Here is a 21666-nt window from a genome sequence, read left to right as displayed (position 1 = left end):
CTTGTCTCATTTCTTCAAAATACGAGCGGCAACTTTGTGAGCTGCTGCTCAGCTTAAAACTACGGCGCCGGTTGAAGCCTGCGCCGTAGCCTCTACGGGTACAGCGGTCCTGCCTTTACAACAACTGGGTTACAGCAGCTGAATCACACGCCGCTCGAGAGCAGCATGTTACGTATGTGACCGATGGCCTTAGTCGGGTTCAGGCCTTTCGGACAAACGTTGACGCAGTTCATGATGCCGCGGCAGCGGAATACGCTGAACGGATCATCCAGCGAAGCCAGACGCTCGGACGTCTTGGTGTCGCGGCTGTCTGCCAGGAAGCGATAAGCTTGCAGCAGGGCAGCTGGACCCAGGAACTTGTCCGGGTTCCACCAGAAGGACGGGCAGGAAGTCGAGCAGCAAGCGCACAGGATGCACTCGTACAGACCATCGAGCTTTTCGCGCTCTTCAGGGGACTGCAGACGTTCGATGGCCGGAGCCGGCGTGTCGTTCTGCAGGAATGGCTTCACCTTCTCGTATTGCTTGTAGAAGATGCTCATATCGACGACCAGGTCACGGATAACCGGCAAACCTGGCAGCGGACGAACAACCAGCTTGTTGTTCTTCACCACGGCAGACAGCGGCGTGATGCAGGCCAGGCCGTTCTTGCCGTTGATGTTCATGCCGTCGGAACCGCAAACGCCTTCACGGCAGGAGCGACGATAGGAGAAACCTTCGTCCTGCTCTTTGATCAGCGCCAGTACGTCCAGCACCATCAGATCCTTGCCACCGGTGTCGACCTGGAAAACCTGGGTTTTCGGCGCGGAGTCGGTGTCAGGGTTGTAACGATAAACTTCGACTTGCAACATATCGATCACCCTTTAGTAAGTCCGGACTTTTGGTTCAAAAGTCGGAACAGTCTTCGGCGAGAAGTTAACGGCACGCTTGGCAACGCGCTTCTCACCCGGGAAGTACAGGGTGTGGCACAGCCAGTTTTCGTCGTCGCGGTCTTCGAAGTCTTCACGGGCGTGGGCGCCGCGGGACTCTTTACGCACTTCGGCAGCGATGGCAGTGGCTTCGGCCACTTCCAGCAGGTTCTGCAGTTCCAGTGCTTCGATACGCGCAGTGTTGAACGCCTGCGACTTGTCGTTGATCTTGACGTTGGCGATGCGGGTACGCAGCTCGGCCAGCTGGGCGATGCCCTTCTGCATGTATTCGCCGGTGCGGAATACGCCGAAGTAGTTCTGCATGCAGCTTTGCAGCTCGCGACGCAGGGTCGCCACGTCTTCGCCGTCGGTACGCTCGTTGAGGGCGGACAGACGTGCCAGGGCCGCATTGATGTCGGCGTCGGTGGCGTCGTCGTATTCGATACCATCGGTCAGCGCTTTTTCCAGGTGCAGGCCGGCAGCGCGGCCGAATACCACCAGGTCGAGCAGCGAGTTGCCGCCCAGACGGTTGGCACCGTGAACCGATACGCAAGCCACTTCACCCACTGCGAACAGGCCAGGGATGATTTCGTCGTTGCCTTCGGCGTTCTGGGTGATCGCCTGACCATGAATGTTGGTGGCAACGCCGCCCATCATATAGTGGCAAGTCGGAACAACCGGAACCGGAGCAACCACCGGGTCAACGTGAGCGAAAGTCTTGGACAGTTCGCAGATACCTGGCAGACGGCTGTGCAGCACTTCCTCGCCCAGGTGGTCAAGCTTGAGCATCACGTGGTCGCCATTCGGACCGCAACCGTTGCCGGCGATGATTTCTTTCACCATCGAACGGGCAACAACGTCACGACCGGCAAGGTCCTTGGCGTTCGGAGCATAACGCTCCATGAAACGCTCGCCATGCTTGTTGATCAGGTAACCGCCTTCACCACGGCAACCTTCGGTAACCAGTACACCGGCGCCGGCGATGCCGGTCGGGTGGAACTGCCACATTTCGATGTCTTGTACCGGCACGCCGGCACGCAGCGCCATGCCGACACCGTCACCGGTGTTGATCAGGGCGTTGGTGGTGGATGCGTAGATACGCCCTGCACCGCCGGTCGCCAATACGGTGGCTTTCGCGCGGATGTAGGTGGTTTCGCCGGTTTCGATGCAGATCGCGATCACACCGACGAACGCGCCGTCCTGGTTCTTCACCAGGTCAACAGCGTAGTACTCGTTCAGGAAGGTGGTGCCGGCTTTCAGGTTGCCCTGATAAAGGGTGTGCAGCAGCGCGTGACCGGTACGGTCGGAAGCCGCGCAGGTACGGGCAGCCTGGCCGCCTTTACCGTAGTCCTTGGACTGGCCGCCGAAAGGACGCTGGTAGATACGACCGGTTTCAGTGCGGGAGAACGGCAGACCCATGTGGTCCAGCTCGAAAACCGCGGCTGGGCCTTCCTGACACATGTATTCGATAGCGTCCTGGTCACCGATGTAGTCGGAACCCTTGACGGTATCGTACATGTGCCAGCGCCAGTCATCGTTCGGGTCGGCCGACGCGATGGCGCAGGTGATGCCGCCCTGGGCCGACACCGTGTGCGAGCGGGTCGGGAACACCTTGGTGATCACTGCAGTCTTGTGGCCGCCCTGGGCCAGCTGCAATGCGGCACGCATGCCGGCGCCGCCGCCACCAATGATGATGGCGTCGAAAGAAATCGTTGGAATGTTAGCCATGAATCAGATACCCCAGAGAATCTGCACACCCCAGACGAAGTAGGCGAACATTGCAACGCCGCATACTGCCTGGAAAAGGAAACGTACTGCAGTCGCCGACTTGCCCAGCGCCATCGGCGTCAGGTAGTCGGTCGAAATGGTCCACATGCCGACCCAGGCGTGAGCGCCCAGAGCAACCATGGCCAGCAGGCTGAAGATACGCATCCAGTTGTTGGAGAACAGTGCGTGCCATTGCTCGTAGCCAAGGCCCGGGTTCGCAACGAGGTATCCGATCAGGAAGATGAAATAAGCCGCGAGAACAACCGCAGACACACGTTGTGCCATCCAGTCATAGAGGCCCGAACGCGACAGGTTCGTGACGTTAGTTACCATATCCAAACTCCTGCCAGAACGATTACCACCACGGATACGGCGATAACGATTTTAGAGCCCAGCTTGCCGCCTTCCAGCGTCTCACCGATGCCCATGTCCATGATCAAATGGCGCACACCGGCAACCAAGTGATACAGCAAGGCGGACAGGATGCCCCAAATCACTAGCTTGGCTAGCGGACTGGTCAGACACGCTTTCACCTCGCCGAAGCCTTCCTCGGAGCTGAGCGACTTGTCCAATGCATAAAGCATGATGGCAAGGCTCACAAAGAGGATGACACCGGAAATACGGTGAAGGATGGACGTGTAAGCAGTGACTGGGAGTTTGATGGTCCTTAGGTCTAGGTTTACAGGTCGTTGGCTATTCACGGCTTTTTTCACACTGAAGAGCCCCTAACAATCAGGGCAAAGTTGTTGGGGAGTGCACTGGTCAGGTACCCACCACCCAGGGAGTGACGACCCCCATCAAACCGGGCCCGAAAGCCCATGGCGGTCGGTGGCCGAGTATAGACAGTTAGGCTACTAATGACAACGCAATCACCTTCCCCTAATAGCTCATTGCGTTAGGCGGATAAAAGGCGTAAATGGCGGGGAATTTCGAGGAAAAAGTCCGGTTAAAGCCTTCTGGGGCAAGACTTTAGGCAAATTGACATTCGGATTTATCTCACTATAGTGGTGCGGGCCCTGCGTGGGGGGTCTGTCTGATGATTTCAAGCATAAATAGGAGGCCACATGGCTGACAAAAAAGCGCAGTTGATCATCGAGGGCGCAGCCCCCGTCGAGCTGCCCATTTTAACCGGCACCGTTGGTCCCGATGTAATCGATGTTCGGGGCTTGACGGCCACGGGCCGCTTCACCTTTGACCCGGGTTTCATGTCGACCGCCTCCTGCGAGTCGAAAATCACCTATATCGACGGCGACAACGGCATTCTGTTGCACCGCGGCTACCCGATCGAACAGCTGGCTGAAAAGTCGGACTACCTGGAAACCTGCTACCTGCTGCTCAACGGCGAATTGCCGACCGCAGAACAGAAGGCCCAGTTCGTCGGCAACGTGAAGAACCACACCATGGTTCACGAGCAGTTGAAGACCTTCTTCAACGGCTTCCGTCGCGACGCCCACCCGATGGCGGTCATGTGCGGCGTAGTCGGCGCCCTCTCGGCCTTCTACCACGACTCCCTGGACATCAATAACCCGCAGCATCGCGAAATTTCCGCGATCCGCCTGGTTGCCAAGATGCCGACCCTGGCCGCGATGGTTTACAAGTACTCCATGGGCCAACCCATGATGTACCCGCGCAACGACCTGTCGTACGCGGAAAACTTCCTGCACATGATGTTCAACACCCCGTGCGAGATCAAACCGATCAGCCCGGTGCTGGCCAAGGCAATGGACCGGATCTTCATCCTCCATGCCGACCACGAGCAGAACGCATCGACCTCCACCGTACGCCTGGCGGGCTCCTCGGGCGCCAACCCGTTCGCCTGTATCGCTGCCGGTATCGCTGCACTCTGGGGCCCGGCTCACGGCGGCGCCAACGAAGCCGTACTGACCATGCTCGACGAAATTGGCGATGTCTCGAACATCGACAAGTTCATCGCCAAGGCCAAGGACAAGAACGATCCGTTCAAGCTGATGGGCTTCGGTCACCGCGTCTACAAGAACCGCGACCCGCGCGCCACCGTCATGAAGCAGACCTGCGACGAAGTGTTGAAGGAACTGGGCATCACCAACGATCCGCAACTCGAACTGGCCATGCGCCTGGAAGAGATCGCCCTGACCGACCCGTACTTCATCGAGCGCTCGCTGTACCCGAACGTCGACTTCTACTCGGGGATCATCCTCAAGGCCATCGGCATTCCGACCAGCATGTTCACCGTGATCTTCGCCCTGGCGCGTACCGTCGGCTGGATCTCGCACTGGAAAGAAATGCTCTCCAGCCCTTACAAGATCGGCCGTCCTCGCCAGCTGTACACCGGCTACGAGTCGCGCGACATCACCAAGCTGGAAGACCGCAAGTAAGACCTGTTGCCTTGCGCTAACGTCTTGACTGCAGCGGATACGGCCTCTTTATAGAGGCCGTATTTGTTTGTGCTCCCCTCCCCCGCCATTTCCCTGTAGCTGCCTGCATTCGGCCGCACAGCGGATGTGGAATGCCAACTCCACATCACTCTCACGCTGAACGAGCTTGCGAGCACTGCGCACTCGATCGCAGGCTGCGCCAGCGGCTACAAAGGGCGACGCCAATAAAAATGCCCCTGTCTCTCGACAGGGGCACTGGTTTGCAACTCAGCTTATATATAGAAGCCGATACACAGGGGCCTTAGTGCGATACCGCCCCGCTGGCTCCCAGGCCGGTCTGCGAGCGTACGAACTGCGGGAAGAACAGCGCCCGCTCATTGTCAGCCGCAGTGGACTTGTCGGTGATGGAGAAGAACCAGATCCCGATAAAGGCAATGATCATCGAGAACAGCGCCGGGTACTCGTAAGGGAAGATGGCTTTTTCATGCCCCATGATCTGCACCCAGATGGTCGGGCCAAGGACCATCAGGCCAACGGCGCTGACCAGGCCCAGCCAGCCGCCAATCATCGCGCCGCGGGTGGTGAGCTTCTTCCAGTACATGGAAAGCAGCAGCACCGGGAAGTTGCAGCTCGCCGCGATGGAGAACGCCAGGCCGACCATGAACGCGATGTTCTGGCTCTCGAACAGGATGCCCAGGGCAATCGCCAGCACACCCAGGCACACGGTGGTGATCTTCGAGACGCGGATCTCATCCTTCTCGTTGGCCTTGCCTTTCTTGATCACGCTGGCGTACAGGTCGTGGGAAACCGCCGAGGCACCGGCCAGGGTCAGGCCAGCCACCACCGCCAGGATAGTGGCGAAGGCCACCGCCGAGATGAAGCCGAGGAACACGCTGCCGCCCACGGCATTGGCCAGGTGCACCGCCGCCATGTTGTTGCCGCCGAGCAGAGCGCCCGCCGCGTCCTTGAACGCCGGGTTGGTGCTGACCAGGAGGATCGCGCCAAAACCGATGATGAAGGTCAGGATGTAGAAGTAGCCGATGAAGCCGGTGGCATACAGCACGCTCTTGCGCGCTTCCTTGGCGTCGCTCACGGTGAAGAAGCGCATCAGGATGTGCGGCAGGCCCGCGGTACCGAACATCAGCGCCAGGCCGAGGGAGAACGCCGAGATCGGATCCTTCACCAGACCGCCCGGGCTCATGATTGCTTCACCTTTGGGGTGAACCTTGGTGGCTTCGGAGAACAGCATGTTGAAGTCGAAGTTGACATGCTTCATGACCATCAGCGCCATGAACGAGGCACCGGACAGCAGCAGGACCGCCTTGATGATCTGTACCCAGGTGGTCGCCAGCATGCCGCCGAACAGCACGTACAGCACCATCAGGATACCCACCAGGATCACCGCCACATGGTAATCGAGGCCGAACAGCAGCTGGATCAGCTTGCCGGCACCGACCATTTGCGCGATCAGGTAGAACGCCACCACCACCAGCGAGCCGCAGGCCGACAGCGAGCGGATCTGGGTCTGCCCCAGGCGATAGGACGCCACGTCGGCAAAGGTGTACTTGCCCAGGTTGCGCAGGCGCTCGGCGATCAGGAACAGAATGATCGGCCAGCCCACCAGGAAGCCGATCGAATAGATCAGGCCATCGTAGCCGGAGGTGAACACCAGAGCGGAAATCCCCAGGAAGGACGCCGCCGACATGTAGTCACCGGCAATCGCCAGGCCGTTCTGGAAACCGGTGATCTTGCCGCCCGCGGCATAGTAGTCGGCCGCCGACTTGTTGCGCTTGGAGGCCCAGTAGGTGATGCACAGGGTGGCCCCGACGAACAGCACGAACATGATGATCGCAGAGACATTGAGGGGTTGTTTATGCACTTCGCCGGTCAGGGCATCGGCCGCCCAGAGACTGGGAGCAAAGGCCGCGACGCTAAAAAAAGCCAACAGACGCCGGATCATTGCTGAGCCTCCTTGAGAATCTCATTGTTCAGGTCGTCGAATTCGCCGTTGGCGCGTCGCACGTAGATACCGGTCAGGACAAAGGCCGCGACAATCAACCCGACACCAATGGGAATACCCCAGGTGATGGATGATTCAGGACTGAGTTTTGCCCCCAGCACATGGGGTCCGTAGGCAATCAGCAGGATGAAGCCCGAATAGAGCCCGAGCATGACCGCCGACAGTATCCAGGCGAATCGTTCGCGCTTGCTGACCAGCTCCTTGAAACGCGAGCTGTTTTGAATCGAGAGGTAAATGCTGTCGTTCATTGTTTTTATCCTCGCAGCACAGATTTTAGTTGGAACCGAGGGTCTGTTGGCGCTTGGTGACGACCGCGACGGCGGCCCACTGGGTGCAGGGCAAGGCACGAGGAACGCAGTTTGGTTGTTCCAAATAAGTTCCGAGTAACGCCGCCCTGCGCCCAGTGGGCCCCGTCCCTTCGGGTTGCGTGCCAACTTGCGCGAGGCTGCGTTGCGGGATTTGCCAAGGGAACAACCATTGGCGGCATCCCGCGCCTTGCCTCGCACAAGTTGGCCCAGCAACGCGGTTCGTCACCAAGCGTCAACAGACCCTCAGCCACTCTATGCAGCTCTGGAGCCGGTTCCAGACGACCTTAGTATTAGAACGACAGTACCCCCGACACAGGCTTTTGCACCGGGCAAAACAAAAGGCCGCCGGGTGCGAACACCCGGCGGCCTCGAGACCTGCGAGCTAGACGCTTCCCGGTCAGTTAGCGGTCCACTCGGCAACGCGCTCAGGGTGCTTGGCCACCCAGTCCTTGGCCGCCGCTTCCGGCTTGGCGCCCTCTTGAATAGCCAGCATCACCTCGCCGATTTCATCCTTGGAGGCCCACTGGAACTTCTTCAGGAAAGCCGCAACCTCCGGCGCCTTCTTCTCCAGGCCTTTGCTACCGATGCTGTTGACGGTTTCAGCGGCGCCGTAAACGCCTTTCGGATCGTCCAGGAAGCGCAGCTTCCACTTGGCGAACATCCAGTGCGGCACCCAGCCGGTGACCGCGATGGATTCGTTCTTCTCTTCGGCGCGGGTCAACTCGGCAATCATTGCCGCGCCCGAGCTGGCTTGCAGTTTGTAGTCCAGACCGTAGTCCTTGATGGCCTGGTCGGTCTTGAGCATCACGCCCGAGCCGGCATCGATACCGACGATCTTGTTCTTGAAGGTGGTGTCACCCTTCAGGTCGGCAATGCTCTTGGCCTTGACGTACTCCGGCACGATCAGGCCGATTTTCGCGTCCTTGAAGTTGGGACCGTAGTCGACCACCTTGTCCTTGTTCTTGGTCCAGTACTCGCCGTGGGTCACCGGCAGCCAGGCCGACAGCATGGCGTCCAGCTTGCCGGTGGCCACGCCCTGCCACATGATCCCGGTCGCCACGGCCTGCAATTTCACGTCATAACCGAGTTTCTGCTTGATCACCTCAGACGCTACATAGGTGGTCGCCACACTGTCCGACCAACCGTCGACATAGCCGATGCTCAGGGTTTTGCTATCGGCGCTGGCCAGGGTTGAACTGATCGCAAGTACCAGACCGGCACCTGCGCCTAAGAGTCGTCGCATCTTCATCGTTACTTCCCCGAAAGTGCTGCGCCCGACGGATGCCGAGCCGCGTCAACCTGTTGTTATGGTGCACAGCGCCCTCATCACGCCCCACCAACTTGCTCGAACATCAGCGCGATTGCCCTATGAGAGCTCTGACGCGTCGATCATCAACCTGACGCCAAAGGCGACCTGCTCTGACTGCGACCTCAAAACATTCAGCAACGACACTAGTTCGCCAGTAATCAGGGCATGCCCAAAACAGTCGCCCAATCCCGCCCGAACTTTGCATGGCAAAATCATGCAGGCCACCTGGGCAGCGGCAAATCCGGGTAAGATGCCCCGCTTTGTTTCCTGACGGCCTGACCATGCCCTCGATTGCCCGCTTCCCGCTCCTGCCCTATCTATTCGCCTGCCTGCTGGGAGTCTTCGCGCTCTGCGGTTTCTGGTACGGCCTCGGCCAGCCGGTGGTGCTGCCGGATGTCGCCAGCGCCAGCCACAAGCTGCAATGCGCGTCCTACACGCCGTTCGACAAGGACCAGTCGCCCTTCGACCAGCCGTTCAAACTGCGCCCGGAGCGCATGGACGCCGACCTGGCGCTGCTGGCGACCCGCTTCGAGTGCATCCGCACCTACTCCATGACCGGCCTCGAAGCCCTGCCGGACCTGGCGCGCAAGCACGGCCTGAAACTGATGATCGGCGCCTGGGTCAACAGCAACCCGGTGGACAGCGAAAAAGAGGTCGACCTGCTGATCGCCTCGGCCAATGCCAACCCGGACGTGGTGAGCTCGGTGATCGTCGGCAACGAAGCCCTGTTGCGCAAGGAAGTCACCGGCCCGCAACTGGCCAGGCTGATCAACAAGGTCAAGGCCCACGTCAAGCAGCCGGTCACTTACGCGGACGTCTGGGAGTTCTGGCTCAAGCACCCGGAAATCGCGCCGGCGGTGGACTTCCTGACCATCCACCTGCTGCCCTACTGGGAAGACGATCCGTCCAACATCGATGCCGCACTGAACCATGTGGCGCAGGTGCGCCAGGTGTTCGGCAACAAGTTCGCGCCCAAGGACGTGATGATCGGCGAGACCGGCTGGCCCAGCGAAGGCCGCCAGCGTGAAACCGCCCTGCCGAGCCGGGTCAACGAGGCCAAGTTCATCCGTGGTTTTGTGGTCATGGCCGAACAGAATGGCTGGCATTACAACCTGATCGAAGCCTTCGACCAGCCGTGGAAGCGCGCCAGCGAAGGTGCGGTCGGCGGTTACTGGGGGCTGTTCGACGCCGATCGCCAGGACAAGGGCGTACTCGCCGGGCCGGTGTCGAACCTGCCTTACTGGCCATTGTGGCTGGGCGTGGGCGGGGTGATCTTCGTTGCCACGCTAATCCTCGGTGGCCGGGTCCGCGGTACTCGCGCGGCGCTTACCCTGCCACTGCTCGGCGCCCTGGCTGCCTGTTCCATCGGCGCCTGGGGCGAGCTGGCGCGGGTCACCAGCCGCTTTGCCGGGGAATGGTTCTGGGCGGGCCTGCTGCTGGCCCTGAACCTGCTGGTGCTGGCCCACGCGGCACTGAGCCTGAGCACCCGCGCCGGCTGGCGCCAACGTATGTTCAATCGCCTGGAAAAGCATGCGGGCTGGCTGCTCGCCGGCGCCGGTTTCGCCGCCGCGGTGATGATGCTGGAGCTGGTGTTCGACCCGCGTTATCGCAGCTTCCCCAGCGCCGCCCTGCTCCTGCCGGCCCTGGTCTACCTGTGCCGCCCGGTGCGGGTGCCGCGTCGCGAAATCGCCCTGCTGACCTTTATCGTCGGTGCCGGCATCGCTCCCCAGCTGTATCGCGAAGGCCTGGAAAACCAGCAGGCCTGGGGTTGGGCCCTGGTCAGCGTGCTGATGGTCGCCGCCCTGTGGCGCAGCTTGCGGGCTCGCAAAGCCTGATGCCCGCAGGAGCGAGGCTTGCCCGCGATGGCAGCACCGCGGTGTAGCAGCAATACCGCGCCATCGTGCATCGCGAGCAAGCTTCGCTCCTACGCCACCGCGCGAGGCGCTCGCACCAGCCGCAAGGCACCGATCACGATGGCAAACACCGCCAGGCTGGTGTTGTAGAGCGCCAGCGCCGGAAAGCCGAACAGCAGCGCCAGCACCGCCAGGCCCCAGCCGGAACGGCCCGGCACCACGAAGGCGATCAGGGACGCCGCCAGCGCCGCCCAGCCCATGACCTTGAAGTGGATCAGCAACCCCAGGCTGGAACGCGCCTGGCACTCCCAGCGGCTGGCCTCGTCGACACAGACGCCGACCCATCGAGCGTCCTCCATGAAGCCGTAGCGCACGCCATAACTGGCGGCCAGCCACAACGACAGGACAACAAGCAGCAGAATCAGGGGAAGACGGCGGGACATGAAGCACTCCGATAAGCGAAAACGGCGCCCAGCATAATCGCCCGAGGCCGGTAAGCAAGCTTGTTACACAGATAACTGTTGAGCAAACAGCGGCAAAGTGTATCGTCTGGCAACTATTACCGCCGATCCGGCTTTGCCCTGCCTTGATCGTTTTTTGTGCCGTGCCATGGCACTTCGGCAGCAACCCGGTGGTCATAGCCTGCGAACTTCACCCGGCACCTTCCTCTACAGGGATTTAGTCATGCTCCGTTCCTTGCGCTTCGCTGCCCTGTTTGGCGGCCTTATTTCGAGTGCGTCCGCGCTCGCGGTCGACATCGATGCCGCCAGCTATGGCTACCCCTTGACCAATCCGTTCGAGGCGACCATTGCCACCACTCCGCCGGACCTGCGTCCGAAGCTTCCGAGTGACGACGACATCAATCAGGCGGACCGCAGCCTGACCTTGCGCCCCGAGCGCGAGTTCATCCTGCCGGACAACTTCTGGGCCGTGAAGAAGCTCACCTACCGCATCGCCGAGCAGGATCATGCCGCGCCGCTGATCTTCCTCATCGCCGGCACCGGCGCGCGCTATGACAGCAGCCTCAACGAGTACCTGAAAAAGCTCTATTACCAGGCCGGCTACCACGTGGTGCAGCTGTCCTCGCCCACCAGCTTCGACTTCATCAGCGCCGCCTCGCGGTTCGCCACCCCCGGCGTGACCAAGGAAGACGCCGAAGACCTATACCGTGTGATGCAGGCAGTACGCGCGCAGAACCCGAAACTGCCGGTCACCGACTTCTACCTCACCGGCTACAGCCTCGGCGCCCTGGATGCGGCCTTCGTCAGCAAGCTGGACGAAACCCGACGCAGCTTCAACTTCAAGAAAGTCCTGCTGCTCAACCCGCCGGTCAACCTCTATACCTCCATCACCAACCTCGACAAGCTGGTGCAGACCGAGGTCAAGGGCATCAATAACACCACCACCTTCTACGAGCTGGTACTGAACAAGCTGACCCGCTACTTCCAGCAGAAGGGCTACATCGACCTCAACGATGCCCTGCTCTACGACTTCCAGCAGTCCAAGCAGCACCTGAGCAACGAGCAGATGGCGATGCTGATCGGCACCTCGTTCCGCTTCTCCGCCGCCGATATCGCGTTCACCTCGGACCTGATCAACCGCCGCGGCCTGATCACCCCGCCCAAGTACCCGATCAGCGAAGGCACCAACCTCACGCCGTTCCTCAAGCGCGCCCTGCAATGCGACTTCGACTGCTACCTCACCGAGCAGGTGATTCCGATGTGGCGCGCCCGCACCGACGGCGGCAGCGTGCTGCAACTGATCGACCAGGTGAGCCTGTACGCACTCAAGGATTACCTGCAGGACAGCCCGAAAATCGCCGTGATGCACAACGCCGACGACGTGATCCTCGGCCCGGGCGACCTGGGGTTCCTGCGCAAGACCTTTGGCGACCGGCTGACGGTCTACCCCCATGGCGGCCATTGCGGCAACCTCAACTACCGCGTCAACAGCGACGCCATGCTGGAGTTCTTCCGTGGCTAAACATTTCCTGCTCATCGCTGCGTTGTTCTGCGCAGGCTATGCCAATGCCGACGACGGCCAGACCGCAACACCCGTGGTCGCAGACGGGGACGGCTTCACCCAACCGCTCAAGCGACTCAAGTTCAACCCGGGCCTGGACCAGCGCGAGTTCGAGCGCTCGACCCTCAACGCGCTGAACGTCTACGACCCGCTGGAGTCGTGGAACCGCCGGGTGTACCACTTCAACTACCGCTTCGATCAGTGGGTGTTCCTGCCGGTGGTCGACGGTTACCGCTACATCACCCCGAGCTTCCTGCGCACCGGTGTGAGCAACTTCTTCAACAACCTGGGCGACGTGCCGAACCTGGTCAACAGCCTGCTGCAGTTCAAGGGCCAGCGCTCGCTGAACACCACCGCCCGCCTGCTGGTCAACACCACCCTCGGTATCGGCGGTCTCTGGGACCCCGCCACCCGCATGGGCCTGCCACGCCAGAGCGAAGACTTCGGCCAGACCCTGGGCTTCTACGGCGTGCCGGGCGGCGCCTATTTCGTCCTGCCGATCCTCGGGCCCTCGAACCTTCGCGACACCGCCGGATTGGCCGTGGATTACACCACCGAGTCGGCGATCAACTTCCTCAACGTGTCCGAGGTCAGCTCGAATCACCCGGAACTCTGGGTCCTGCGCGCTGTCGACAAGCGTTATCAGACCAGCTTCCGCTATGGCCAGCTGGACTCGCCGTTCGAATACGAGAAAGTCCGCTACGTCTACACCGAATCGCGCAAGCTGCAAATCGCCGAGTGATCCCTCCAGGGCCCTGCCATCCTCGCAGGGCTCTTTTCTTCGCCCTCCCCTCACCACCTGTACCTTCTCCGGACCCGGAAAAATCCTCATTGGAATTTTCCAGGCAAGTAGATACGATGCTAATCATTAGCTAGCTATCTATGTGCCTTGCCAATGAAAAACCTCGCCCTGCGAATCCCCGATTTTTGGCTGGCCGTCCTGGCTCCCAGCCGCAACGACCTGCTGTTCGCCATCAGGAACATGATCGCCGGGGTCATTGCCTTGTACCTGTCCTTTCGCTTCAACCTCGAGCAGCCGCAATGGGCCCTGACCACGGTATTCATCGTCAGCCAGCCCAGCAGCGGCATGGTCCTGGCCAAGGGCGCCTTCCGCCTGCTCGGCACCTTTAGCGGGGCCGTGGCCTCGATCGTGCTGATCGGCCTGTTCGGCCAGGCGCCCCTGCTGTTTCTGTTGGCGATGGCGCTGTGGCTGGCCTTCTGCACCACCGGTGCCTCGCTGCTGCGCAATCACGCCTCCTACGGTTTCGTACTGGCCGGCTACACCGCAGCGATCGTCGCCCTGCCCGCCACCGCACATCCGCTGCTGGTGTTCGATCAGGCCGTGGCCCGCTGTTCGGAAATCAGCCTGGGGATCATCTGCGCGGCGATCGCCAGCACCGTGCTCTGGCCACGCCGGGTCGAACAGGCGTTGGCCACCCAGGGCAAGCTCGCGTGGCAAGCCGGCATGCGCGCCGCGGCCTCCGAACTGATCGGCCAGGACCAGCGCAAGGGGCTGCTGGAAGCCCTCGGCAAGCTGGTGGCGGTCGATGCCCAGCGCGATCACGCCTGGTTCGAAGGCCCCCAGGGACGGCGACGTTCACAGGCCCTGCGGGTGCTCAGTCGCGACTTGCTGAGCCTGCTGCGTGCGGCCCGTGGCGTGGCCCGCCAGCGGCTGATGCTCGACAGCGCGGCGAATGCCAGCGTGGCTCCCCTGATCGAACAGCTGGCCACGGCCCTGGAACACAGCCACCAGCAAGACATCGCCCAACTGTCCTCACGCCTTCAAGAGGCGCTGCAGGACCGCAGCTTGCCTCAGGACGCGCATCTGTGCCTGATGCAACTGGCACAAGTGCCGGTGCTGCTCGAACGCAGTGCGCAAACCCTGCAGGCCGTCGAGCAAGCCCGAGTGCCCGATGGCGCGCCTGGCGCCCTGTCCTGGCACCGCGATATCGAGCAAGGCATTCTCGGCGGCCTGCGCAGCGCCCTGGCGTTTCTCGCCGTGGCCGGCTTCTGGGTGCTCTCGGCCTGGCCCTCAGGCCTGGGCGCGGTATCGATCTGCGGAGTGGTGCTGAGCCTGTTCGCCGGCCGGGAAAACCCTTCCGCCTCCAGCCTCAGCTTTCTCAAGGGCATCGCCCTGTCGGTGCCGGTCGCCGGCTTCGTCGGCCTGGGATTGCTGCCCGGTTGGGACGGTTTCCCGCTGTTGTGCGTGGGCCTGGGGGTGCCGCTGTTTTGCGCCTCGCTGTGTATGAGCAAGCCGCGGATGGCGCCGATCGCCTCGGCGTTCTGCATCTTTTTCATCAACAACGTCGGCCCCGGCAACCTGATGACCTACGACCTGGCCAACTTCCTCAACAAGGCCATGGCCACCCTGGTTGGCGTCGGCATCGCGGTCCTGGTGTTCCGCCTGGTCAGCCTCAACCCCGGCGAACATCACTATCGGCGGATGTTCCGCGCCTCGCTGTTCGACCTGGCGCAACTCACCTCGCGCCCGCTGGAGCAAGCCGAGAGCTGGTTCGGCGGGCGCATGGCCGACCGCCTGATCCGCCTGGCGCGCTATTCCGAAAGCCTGCCCCAGGAACGCCGCCAGCACTGGGACAACGGCCTGCTCGGGCTCGACCTGGGCGACGAACTGCTGCAACTGCGCGCCAGCCTGGGCGCGGCGACCGGCGCCCTGGCCGTGGAACGCGGGCACTACCTGCTGAGCATCGCCACGCTGCTCAAGTCAGGCGGTCCGGCGCCACACCGCAGCGATCGACTCGACGCTCCGACCGTCGCCCTGCTCAAGGCTCTGGAACAGGCGCCGCAACTGCCGGAACAGGATCTGGAAATGGCCAGGGCGGCGCTGCTGCAACTGCAATTCACCTGGCACAAATGGTGCCGCCTGACTCGCCACGAACCCGGCGTGGCGGCTGTCGCCCAGGGGTAATGAGCGAGCAAAAAAAACCGCCACGCGCCGGTGGCGGCGGGTAGCGGCATAACGCCCTGGGAAAGCCCCTCAGGCTTGCAGCAACGGGAACAGCGAAATCACCAGCAGCAAGGCCATGCCGTAGTTGAACAGGCGCAGCCAGCGCGGGTCGCGCAGGACATTGCGCAGCACGCTGCCGAACCCGGCCCAGACCCCGACGCTCGGGGCGTTGATCAAGGCAAACAGGCTGGCGATCACCACCACGTTGAAAAAGTAGCCCTGCAACGGCGTGTAGGTGCTGATGGCCCCCAGCGCCATGACCCAGGCCTTGGGGTTGACCCACTGGAACGCCGCGGCGCCCCAGAACCCCAGCGGCCGGCCCTTGCCGTCGACTTCCTGGGACACCGGCCCGGAACGGGCGATGTTCCAGGCCAGGTACAGCAGATAGGCCGCACCGACGTAGCGCAGCACCTTGTACAGCACCGGGTAGGCCTCGAACACCGCGCCCAGGCCCAGGCCCACGGCCAGCACCAGCACCAGGAACCCCGAACTGATCCCGAGGATATGCGGCACCGTGCGGCGGAATCCGAAATTCACGCCCGAAGCTAGCAGCATGGCGTTATTCGGTCCGGGGGTTACCGAGGTGACAAAGGCAAACAAGGCGAAAGCCAACAACAAGTCGATCGACAACGGCATACAGTCATCCTGAGAAGTACATGCTCCGAACAGAGCCCTGAGTCATTGTTTTCGCCCCGGCGATCGCCACGGGCGAGGCTTATCCACGCTTACAGCAAGGACCCGATGAAGCCCGCGGCGACCATCGCGTAGAACGCGCCGCAGACCAGGCCGAAAGCCTTGCGCGTGCGGACGAAAAACGGCTCCGCCGAACGCGCGGAAAAGGCCAGGGCATAGGCGCAGAAAATCACGAAACCGGCGACCGCACAGCTGCCCACCAGCACGAAGCTGGCCCAGGACGGCGCCGTGGCGCTGAGGCCGACGGTGGTCACGGTGAACCAGGTCAGGGCCGCCTTGGGGTTGGTCAGGTGGATGCCCAGCCCTTGCAGGTAGAACCCCAGCGTGCGGCTCTGTTTGGCCCGGGCGCGGTTGAGGTTGACCGCGCTCGAGCTCAGGGCACCGCGGATGGATTTGTAGGCCAGCCACAACAGATAGCAGGCGCCGAGGATCTTCAGCCAGACCAGCACCTGGGTGTTGGACATCAGCAAGGCCGAGACGCCCGCGGCCGTCATCGCGCCCCAGCACAACGAACCGGAAATGACCCCGGCCGCCAGCGCCAACCCCGGGGTACGCCCGTAGCTGAGCGAGGTGTTGGCAATCGCCAGGTTACCCGGGCCAGGACTGGCGGTTCCGATGACATAAACGGCCATAGCAGCACCAAAGCTCGATAAATCAAACATTTGACGGTCTCTCGTAGAAGTCGCGGGAGCAGGGTTTACCAACCGGGGATGCCGCCCCGCTCGGGCCGGCATCCATCCTCGCTACTTGAAGCAGCGATGATCGGGTTCTTCGGCCCGGATCTTTTCCATCCAGGGCTTGAGTTCGGATTGCTTGTACAGCCGCTCGCCCCAGCGCTCGGGCGAAACCGGCAGCGGACGGCCTTGCAGGATGTAGTCGGTCAACAGGTGGATGAACTGCTGCAGGCAATAGGCGCCGACATGCAGGCGCAGCGAAGACGCGGTTTCCGCCGGGGCGATATTGAAACGCGCAACATGGATGATGTCGCCGCTGTCCACCGAGGGCGCCAGGTGATGGCAGGTCGAGCCGTAGGTTTCATCCTGGTAGTAGATCGCGTAGTGCTGGCTGCCCAGGCCACGGTACTTGGGCGGCGCCGGGTGCAGGTTGATTGCGCCCTTGCGGGCCCGCTGATAGATGCTCGGCGGGAAGATGAAGTCGCCACGATAGGAAATGATCCAGTCGCCTTCCCAGTCTTCCAGGTGATACGGATAGGGGTCGCCCGGGTCCCAACAGAACACTTCCAGGTTGGAAAAAACCGTCTTGGCGAATTCAACGCCGTGATCGCACCAGTCCATGGTGCACACCGACAATAGAACTTTGTCCTTGCATGGTTCGATGGTCTGCATAGTCTTTTCCACTATTGGCTGTTGGTACATTTCGAAAACACCCCCGGTCCGCCCTCCCCGCTAACCCTGCTGGCAGGCCTCGACCACCGCCGTGAAGCGCTCGACCATTTCGGCGATTTCCGCTTCGCTGGAGATGAACGGCGGCGCGAACAGCACGTGGTTACCGTGAACACCGTCGGCGGTTCCGCTGCCCGGATAAATCAGCAGCCCTTGTTCCAGCGCCTGCGCCTTGAGGCTCGCGGCGTAACGGCCGCCACCGTGATAGGGCTCGCGGGTATTCCGGTCCTGAACGAACTCCACGCCGACGAACAGACCGCGCCCGCGCACATCGCCGACATGCTCGAAGCGCGCCAGGCACTCGCGCAGGCCGTGGCGCAGTTGCTCGCCGCGCAGGCGCACGGCCTGCAGCAGGTTCTCGTCCTCGATGACCCGCTGCACCTCCAGCGCAACGGCGCAGGCCAGCGGATGGTTGACGTGGGTCTGGCCGTTGCCCAGCACCCCGGAGTTGCCCGCCATGGCCTCATGCACCTGGCTGCTGACCAGCAACGCCGAGATCGGCTGGTAACCGGCCGCCAGCCCTTTGCCGACCGCGACCATGTCCGGCACGATGCCGTCGTCCTCGTAGGCGAAGAACCTGCCGGTACGGCCCATGCCGGCCATCACCTCGTCGAGGATCAGCAGCACGTCGTGGCGCTCGCACACCGCCTTGATCTTGCGGAAGTACCCCGGCACCGGCGGCACCGCGCCGTTGGTGGAGCCGACCACGGTCTCGGCGAAAAACGCCGCGACCCTGTCGCTACCCAGCGACCTGATTTTTTCGTCCAGCTCCAGCGCCAGGCGCGTCCCGTACTGCTCGTCGCTTTCATCGGTCCCCTGATGGCGATAGGCATAACAGGGCGAGACGAATTCGGCGGCTCCCAGCAACGGCTCGAAGACCCCGCGACGCTGCAGGTTGCCGGATATCGACAAGGTCCCCAGGGTGCTGCCGTGGTAGCTCTGCTGCCGCGAGATAAAGATCGATTTGCCCGGCAGCCCGCGCTCGCACTGATACTGGTAGGCAATTTTCATCGCCAGCTCCATGACCTCGGAGCCGCCGGAGAGAAACTGCGCCTTGGCCAACCCGCCGGAGGACCCCACCAGCAGGTCCGCCAACTCCTCGGCGGCGGCTGTGGTGAAGCTGCCGGCGTGGGCCCAACTGAGTTTTTTCGCCTGCTGCTCGATGGCCGCGGCGATCCGTGGGTGTCCATGTCCCAGGCTGGAAACGGCCACCCCGCCGCACGTGTCGAGGTAGCGTTTGCCCGAGGCATCCTCAAGCCAGACCCCAGCGCCATTGACGGCGAGAATCGGTGAGGCATTCAAGTTCTTGTAGATGACCGTTGACATGGATCCGAGCCCTTGCAGTTATGCGGCCTAACGGGTGTTTTCCGGGTGGTCCCACGCCGTCGAGCCTTGATGGAAACGCTGGCTGAAGCGCGAGGAATTGAATATCCGGCGCGCCCAGCCGATCGGTAGCAACACCACAGCGAACATCAACAACGAAAGCAACCTGAGCATGGCCTTGTCTCCTGAATAAAAAGTGAGTGAGCGATCAGTCCAGCGGGATCTCGTTGCGCCAGTCGACCTCTTCGACGAACTCCGGCTGGGTCGTGCGCTCGAGAATGAAGTTGCCCAGTACCAGCACATCCATCTCGGTGCGCATGAAGCAGGCGTAGGCTTCTTCCGGCTTGCACACGATCGGCTCGCCGCGCACGTTGAACGAGGTGTTGACCAGCACCGAGCAGCCGGTGCGCTTCTTGAAACTGCGCAGCAGATGGGTGAACGGCGCGTTGTTTTCTTCGGTCACCGTCTGCACCCGTGCCGACAGGTCGACGTGGGTCACCGCCGGCAGCTGCGAACGGATCGAGTTGATGCTGCCCAGGCCACGCTCAGGGCCACCCGGCTTGCGCGATTCCTCGGTCTTGATCGAGTCGGTGACCTGCGAAACCATCAACATGTACGGGCTCTTCTCGCAGATGTCGAAGTAGACCTGGGCGTCCTCGTCCAGCACCGCCGGGGCAAAGGGCCGGAAGGATTCGCGGTACTTGATCTTCAGGTTCATGGTGCGCTGCATCTCGGGATTGCGTGGATCGCCGAGGATCGAGCGCGCGCCCAGGGCTCGCGGGCCAAATTCCATACGCCCCTGGAACCAGCCGACCACGGCGCCGTCGGCCAGGTGCCGCGCGGTTTCGTCATACAGCTCGGCACCCTCGAAGCGCCGGTATGGATACTGGTTGGCGTCGAGAAACGCCTGGATCTCTTCATCGCCAAAGCCCGGCCCCAACAGGCTGCCGCTCATGGCGTCGAGCTTCTTGCTGCCCAGGTGCGGGCGCCCGGTGCGCTTGACCGAATAATCCATGGCCGCCCCCAGGGCACAACCGGCGTCGCCGGCCGCGGGTTGAATCCAGATCGCGTCGAAACGTCCGGAACGGCTGAGCACGCCGTTGGCCACGCAGTTGAGCGCCACGCCACCGGCCAGGCACAGGTTGCGGTAACCGGTCTGCCGCACGGCCGCGGTGGCCAGCCCCAGCACCACTTCCTCGGTCACCTGCTGTACCGAGGCCGCCAGGTCGCATTCGCGCTGGGTGATCGGGCTCTCCGGCTTGCGCACCGGACCGCCGAACAGCTCCTCGAACGCCTCGCCGACCATGCGCTCGCCACGCAGGTACTCGAAGTACTTCATGTTCAGGGTGAAGGAGCCGTCGGCGCGGATGTTGATCAGTTCCTTGCGGATCTTGTCGGCATAGATCGGCCGGCCGTAAGGCGCCAGGCCCATGAGTTTGTACTCGCCGGAGTCGACCTTGAAGCCGCAGTAATAGGTGAACGCCGAGTAGAACAGGCCGACCGAGTGCGGATAGGAAATCGAGTTCATCAGGTCGAGCTTGGAACCGTCGCCCTTCCAGATCGTGGTCGAATGCCATTCGCCGATGCCGTCGATGCACAGCACCGCCGCCTGCTCGAACGGCGACGGGAAAAACGCCGCCGCGGCATGGGAACGGTGGTGCTGCGAGGCGATGGTGAGCGGACCAGTACCACGCCCCAGTTCCTCGAGCTTCTCGTCGATGAACTTGAGCACATTGAGCTTCCAGCGGATCCATTCCGGCATGGTGCTAATGAAGGTGCGCGCGCCGCTGATGCCGCCACTGGCGAAGGAGGAAATCATCCGCGAGAACTTTTCCTGCGGGTCTTCGTAGTAGACCACCGCGGTCAGCTCATCGAGGCCGATACCCTCGGCGTCCAGGCAGTACTTGATGGCATTGGCCGGAAACGCCGCGTCGTGCCGCACCCGCGTGAAGCGCTCTTCCTGGGCCGCCGCCACCGGCACCCCGTCCTTCACCAACGCTGCTGCGCTGTCGTGATAGAACGCCGAAATCCCTAATACGTAAGTAGCCATTTAAACGCTCATCCTCATAGCTTCATGCCAATCCATGGAAATTCCCTGTGTCTGTGCACAGTCCGTCATCCGTGCAACCAACTTGAGACCGGCAGGCTTTTTAATGCCGGAATCAACGACACCACCAACAACACACTCATTGAAATATTGAACAGCCGCAGCCGGTTCGGCTCGCTGAGAAAGCGCCGCAAATAACGTCCGAACAGCACCCAGACCATCGAGCAGGGCGAGCCGAAGAGAAAGAAGATCAAGGCGATCAGCAGGATCTGCGCACTGTAGGAACCGACCGGCGTGGTGTAGGCCAGCACCGCACCCACCGCCATGATCCAGGCCTTGGGGTTGACCCACTGGAACAGCGCGGCGCCGGTGAAGCCCAGCGGGCGCCCGCCCTGGTCATCGAGATCGACCGTGGGCGCCGTGGCGATCCGATAGGCCAGGTACAGCATGTACAGGGCACCGACCACCTGCAGGATGTCGTGCAGGCTGGGATAACGATGGAATACCGCGCCGGCGCCGAATCCCACCGCGATCAGCATCAGCGGAAAGCCGATGTTGATGCCCGCAACGTGGCGCAGGGTGCGGCTGATGCCGAAGTTGACCCCGGAGGACATCAGCATCACGTTGTTCGGCCCCGGCGTCACGCAGGTGGAAATCGCGAACAGGATGACGGCGTAGTAGTCCAGATTCTGCATGC

At 62.1% G+C, this 21666-nt stretch carries 20 protein-coding genes; 5 read left to right on the top strand and 15 right to left on the bottom strand.

Annotated elements, in window-relative coordinates:
* Positions 1–143: 143 nt before the first annotated feature.
* The 4 genes from AC07PQ_RS27810 to sdhC are packed head-to-tail and all read right to left on the bottom strand — an operon-like array spanning position 144 to position 3385.
* The gene (locus AC07PQ_RS27810; RefSeq protein ID WP_007931501.1) at positions 144–848 is read right to left on the bottom strand and encodes a succinate dehydrogenase iron-sulfur subunit; all 705 of its coding nucleotides are present in this window, start codon (positions 846–848) and stop codon (positions 144–146) included.
* Positions 849–860: 12 nt separating this feature from the next.
* On the bottom strand, positions 861–2633 hold the full coding sequence (sdhA, locus tag AC07PQ_RS27805) for a succinate dehydrogenase flavoprotein subunit (RefSeq protein ID WP_007931499.1): 1773 nt from the start codon (positions 2631–2633) through the stop codon (positions 861–863).
* A gap of 3 nt (positions 2634–2636) precedes the next feature.
* Positions 2637–3005, bottom strand: coding sequence for a succinate dehydrogenase, hydrophobic membrane anchor protein (gene sdhD / locus AC07PQ_RS27800; RefSeq protein ID WP_007931497.1), 369 nt, complete (start codon positions 3003–3005; stop codon positions 2637–2639).
* Positions 2999–3385: a succinate dehydrogenase, cytochrome b556 subunit gene (gene sdhC, locus AC07PQ_RS27795; protein ID WP_169915034.1), complete on the bottom strand. Its 387-nt coding sequence runs from the start codon at positions 3383–3385 to the stop codon at positions 2999–3001. The genes sdhD and sdhC overlap by 7 nt, the downstream gene beginning before the upstream one ends.
* A gap of 351 nt (positions 3386–3736) precedes the next feature.
* Between sdhC and gltA the strand changes: the two genes are divergently transcribed.
* Positions 3737–5026: a citrate synthase gene (gene gltA, locus AC07PQ_RS27790; RefSeq protein ID WP_007931493.1), complete on the top strand. Its 1290-nt coding sequence runs from the start codon at positions 3737–3739 to the stop codon at positions 5024–5026.
* Positions 5027–5327: 301 nt separating this feature from the next.
* On the opposite strand, the gene AC07PQ_RS27785 is transcribed toward gltA, so the two are convergent.
* From AC07PQ_RS27785 to AC07PQ_RS27775, 3 genes are all read right to left on the bottom strand, one after another.
* On the bottom strand, positions 5328–6986 hold the full coding sequence (locus AC07PQ_RS27785; RefSeq protein WP_007931491.1) for a cation acetate symporter: 1659 nt from the start codon (positions 6984–6986) through the stop codon (positions 5328–5330).
* Positions 6983–7294 carry a DUF485 domain-containing protein gene (locus AC07PQ_RS27780; RefSeq protein WP_493186474.1) on the bottom strand — a complete coding sequence of 104 codons (312 nt, stop codon included), beginning with the start codon at positions 7292–7294 and terminating at the stop codon, positions 6983–6985. Before AC07PQ_RS27780 ends, AC07PQ_RS27785 begins: the two co-directional genes overlap by 4 nt.
* Positions 7295–7751: 457 nt before the next feature.
* Entirely contained in the window at positions 7752–8603 is an 852-nt protein-coding gene (locus tag AC07PQ_RS27775) for a glycine betaine ABC transporter substrate-binding protein (protein WP_007931479.1), read from the bottom strand.
* A gap of 341 nt (positions 8604–8944) precedes the next feature.
* On the opposite strand from AC07PQ_RS27775, the gene AC07PQ_RS27770 reads away from it, so the two are divergent.
* Complete coding sequence (locus AC07PQ_RS27770; RefSeq protein ID WP_274305958.1) at positions 8945–10498, top strand: glycoside hydrolase family 17 protein; 1554 nt, start codon at positions 8945–8947, stop codon at positions 10496–10498.
* A gap of 89 nt (positions 10499–10587) precedes the next feature.
* Here AC07PQ_RS27770 and AC07PQ_RS27765 read toward each other — a convergent pair whose 3' ends face one another.
* Positions 10588–10959, bottom strand: coding sequence for a hypothetical protein (locus AC07PQ_RS27765; protein WP_493186475.1), 372 nt, complete (start codon positions 10957–10959; stop codon positions 10588–10590).
* 241 nt (positions 10960–11200) lie between these two features.
* On the opposite strand from AC07PQ_RS27765, the gene AC07PQ_RS27760 reads away from it, so the two are divergent.
* The 3 genes from AC07PQ_RS27760 (at position 11201) to AC07PQ_RS27750 (ending at position 15464) form a co-directional block, all read left to right on the top strand.
* Positions 11201–12499 carry a hypothetical protein gene (locus AC07PQ_RS27760; RefSeq protein WP_007931472.1) on the top strand — a complete coding sequence of 433 codons (1299 nt, stop codon included), beginning with the start codon at positions 11201–11203 and terminating at the stop codon, positions 12497–12499.
* The gene (locus AC07PQ_RS27755) at positions 12492–13280 is read left to right on the top strand and encodes an MlaA family lipoprotein (RefSeq protein ID WP_493186476.1); all 789 of its coding nucleotides are present in this window, start codon (positions 12492–12494) and stop codon (positions 13278–13280) included. Before AC07PQ_RS27760 ends, AC07PQ_RS27755 begins: the two co-directional genes overlap by 8 nt.
* 153 nt (positions 13281–13433) lie before the next feature.
* A complete protein-coding gene (locus AC07PQ_RS27750; RefSeq protein ID WP_493186477.1) occupies positions 13434–15464 on the top strand; it encodes an FUSC family protein in 2031 nt (676 codons plus the stop codon).
* Positions 15465–15533: 69 nt separating this feature from the next.
* Here the strand turns inward: AC07PQ_RS27750 and AC07PQ_RS27745 are convergent, their stop codons facing one another.
* The 7 genes from AC07PQ_RS27745 to AC07PQ_RS27715 form a co-directional block, all read right to left on the bottom strand.
* The gene (locus tag AC07PQ_RS27745; RefSeq protein ID WP_007931467.1) at positions 15534–16139 is read right to left on the bottom strand and encodes a LysE family translocator; all 606 of its coding nucleotides are present in this window, start codon (positions 16137–16139) and stop codon (positions 15534–15536) included.
* 89 nt (positions 16140–16228) lie between these two features.
* Entirely contained in the window at positions 16229–16858 is a 630-nt protein-coding gene (locus tag AC07PQ_RS27740; protein ID WP_007931466.1) for a LysE family translocator, read from the bottom strand.
* Positions 16859–16939: 81 nt separating this feature from the next.
* A complete protein-coding gene (locus AC07PQ_RS27735; RefSeq protein WP_007931465.1) occupies positions 16940–17542 on the bottom strand; it encodes a formyltransferase family protein in 603 nt (200 codons plus the stop codon).
* Positions 17543–17602: 60 nt separating this feature from the next.
* A complete protein-coding gene (locus tag AC07PQ_RS27730) occupies positions 17603–18925 on the bottom strand; it encodes an aspartate aminotransferase family protein (protein ID WP_493186478.1) in 1323 nt (440 codons plus the stop codon).
* A 27-nt stretch (positions 18926–18952) separates the two neighbouring features.
* On the bottom strand, positions 18953–19096 hold the full coding sequence (locus tag AC07PQ_RS27725; protein ID WP_007931463.1) for a hypothetical protein: 144 nt from the start codon (positions 19094–19096) through the stop codon (positions 18953–18955).
* 34 nt (positions 19097–19130) lie between these two features.
* Positions 19131–20972 (bottom strand): carbamoyltransferase family protein, encoded by a 1842-nt coding sequence (locus AC07PQ_RS27720; protein WP_007931462.1) that lies wholly within the window; start codon positions 20970–20972, stop codon positions 19131–19133.
* A gap of 65 nt (positions 20973–21037) precedes the next feature.
* A complete protein-coding gene (locus AC07PQ_RS27715) occupies positions 21038–21664 on the bottom strand; it encodes a LysE family translocator (protein WP_493186479.1) in 627 nt (208 codons plus the stop codon).
* Between the last annotated feature and the right edge of the window lie 2 nt (positions 21665–21666).

It is taken from the genome of Pseudomonas sp. GW821-FHT09E12, from assembly GCF_059416085.1.
This window is presented reverse-complemented; position numbering and strand designations above follow the sequence as displayed.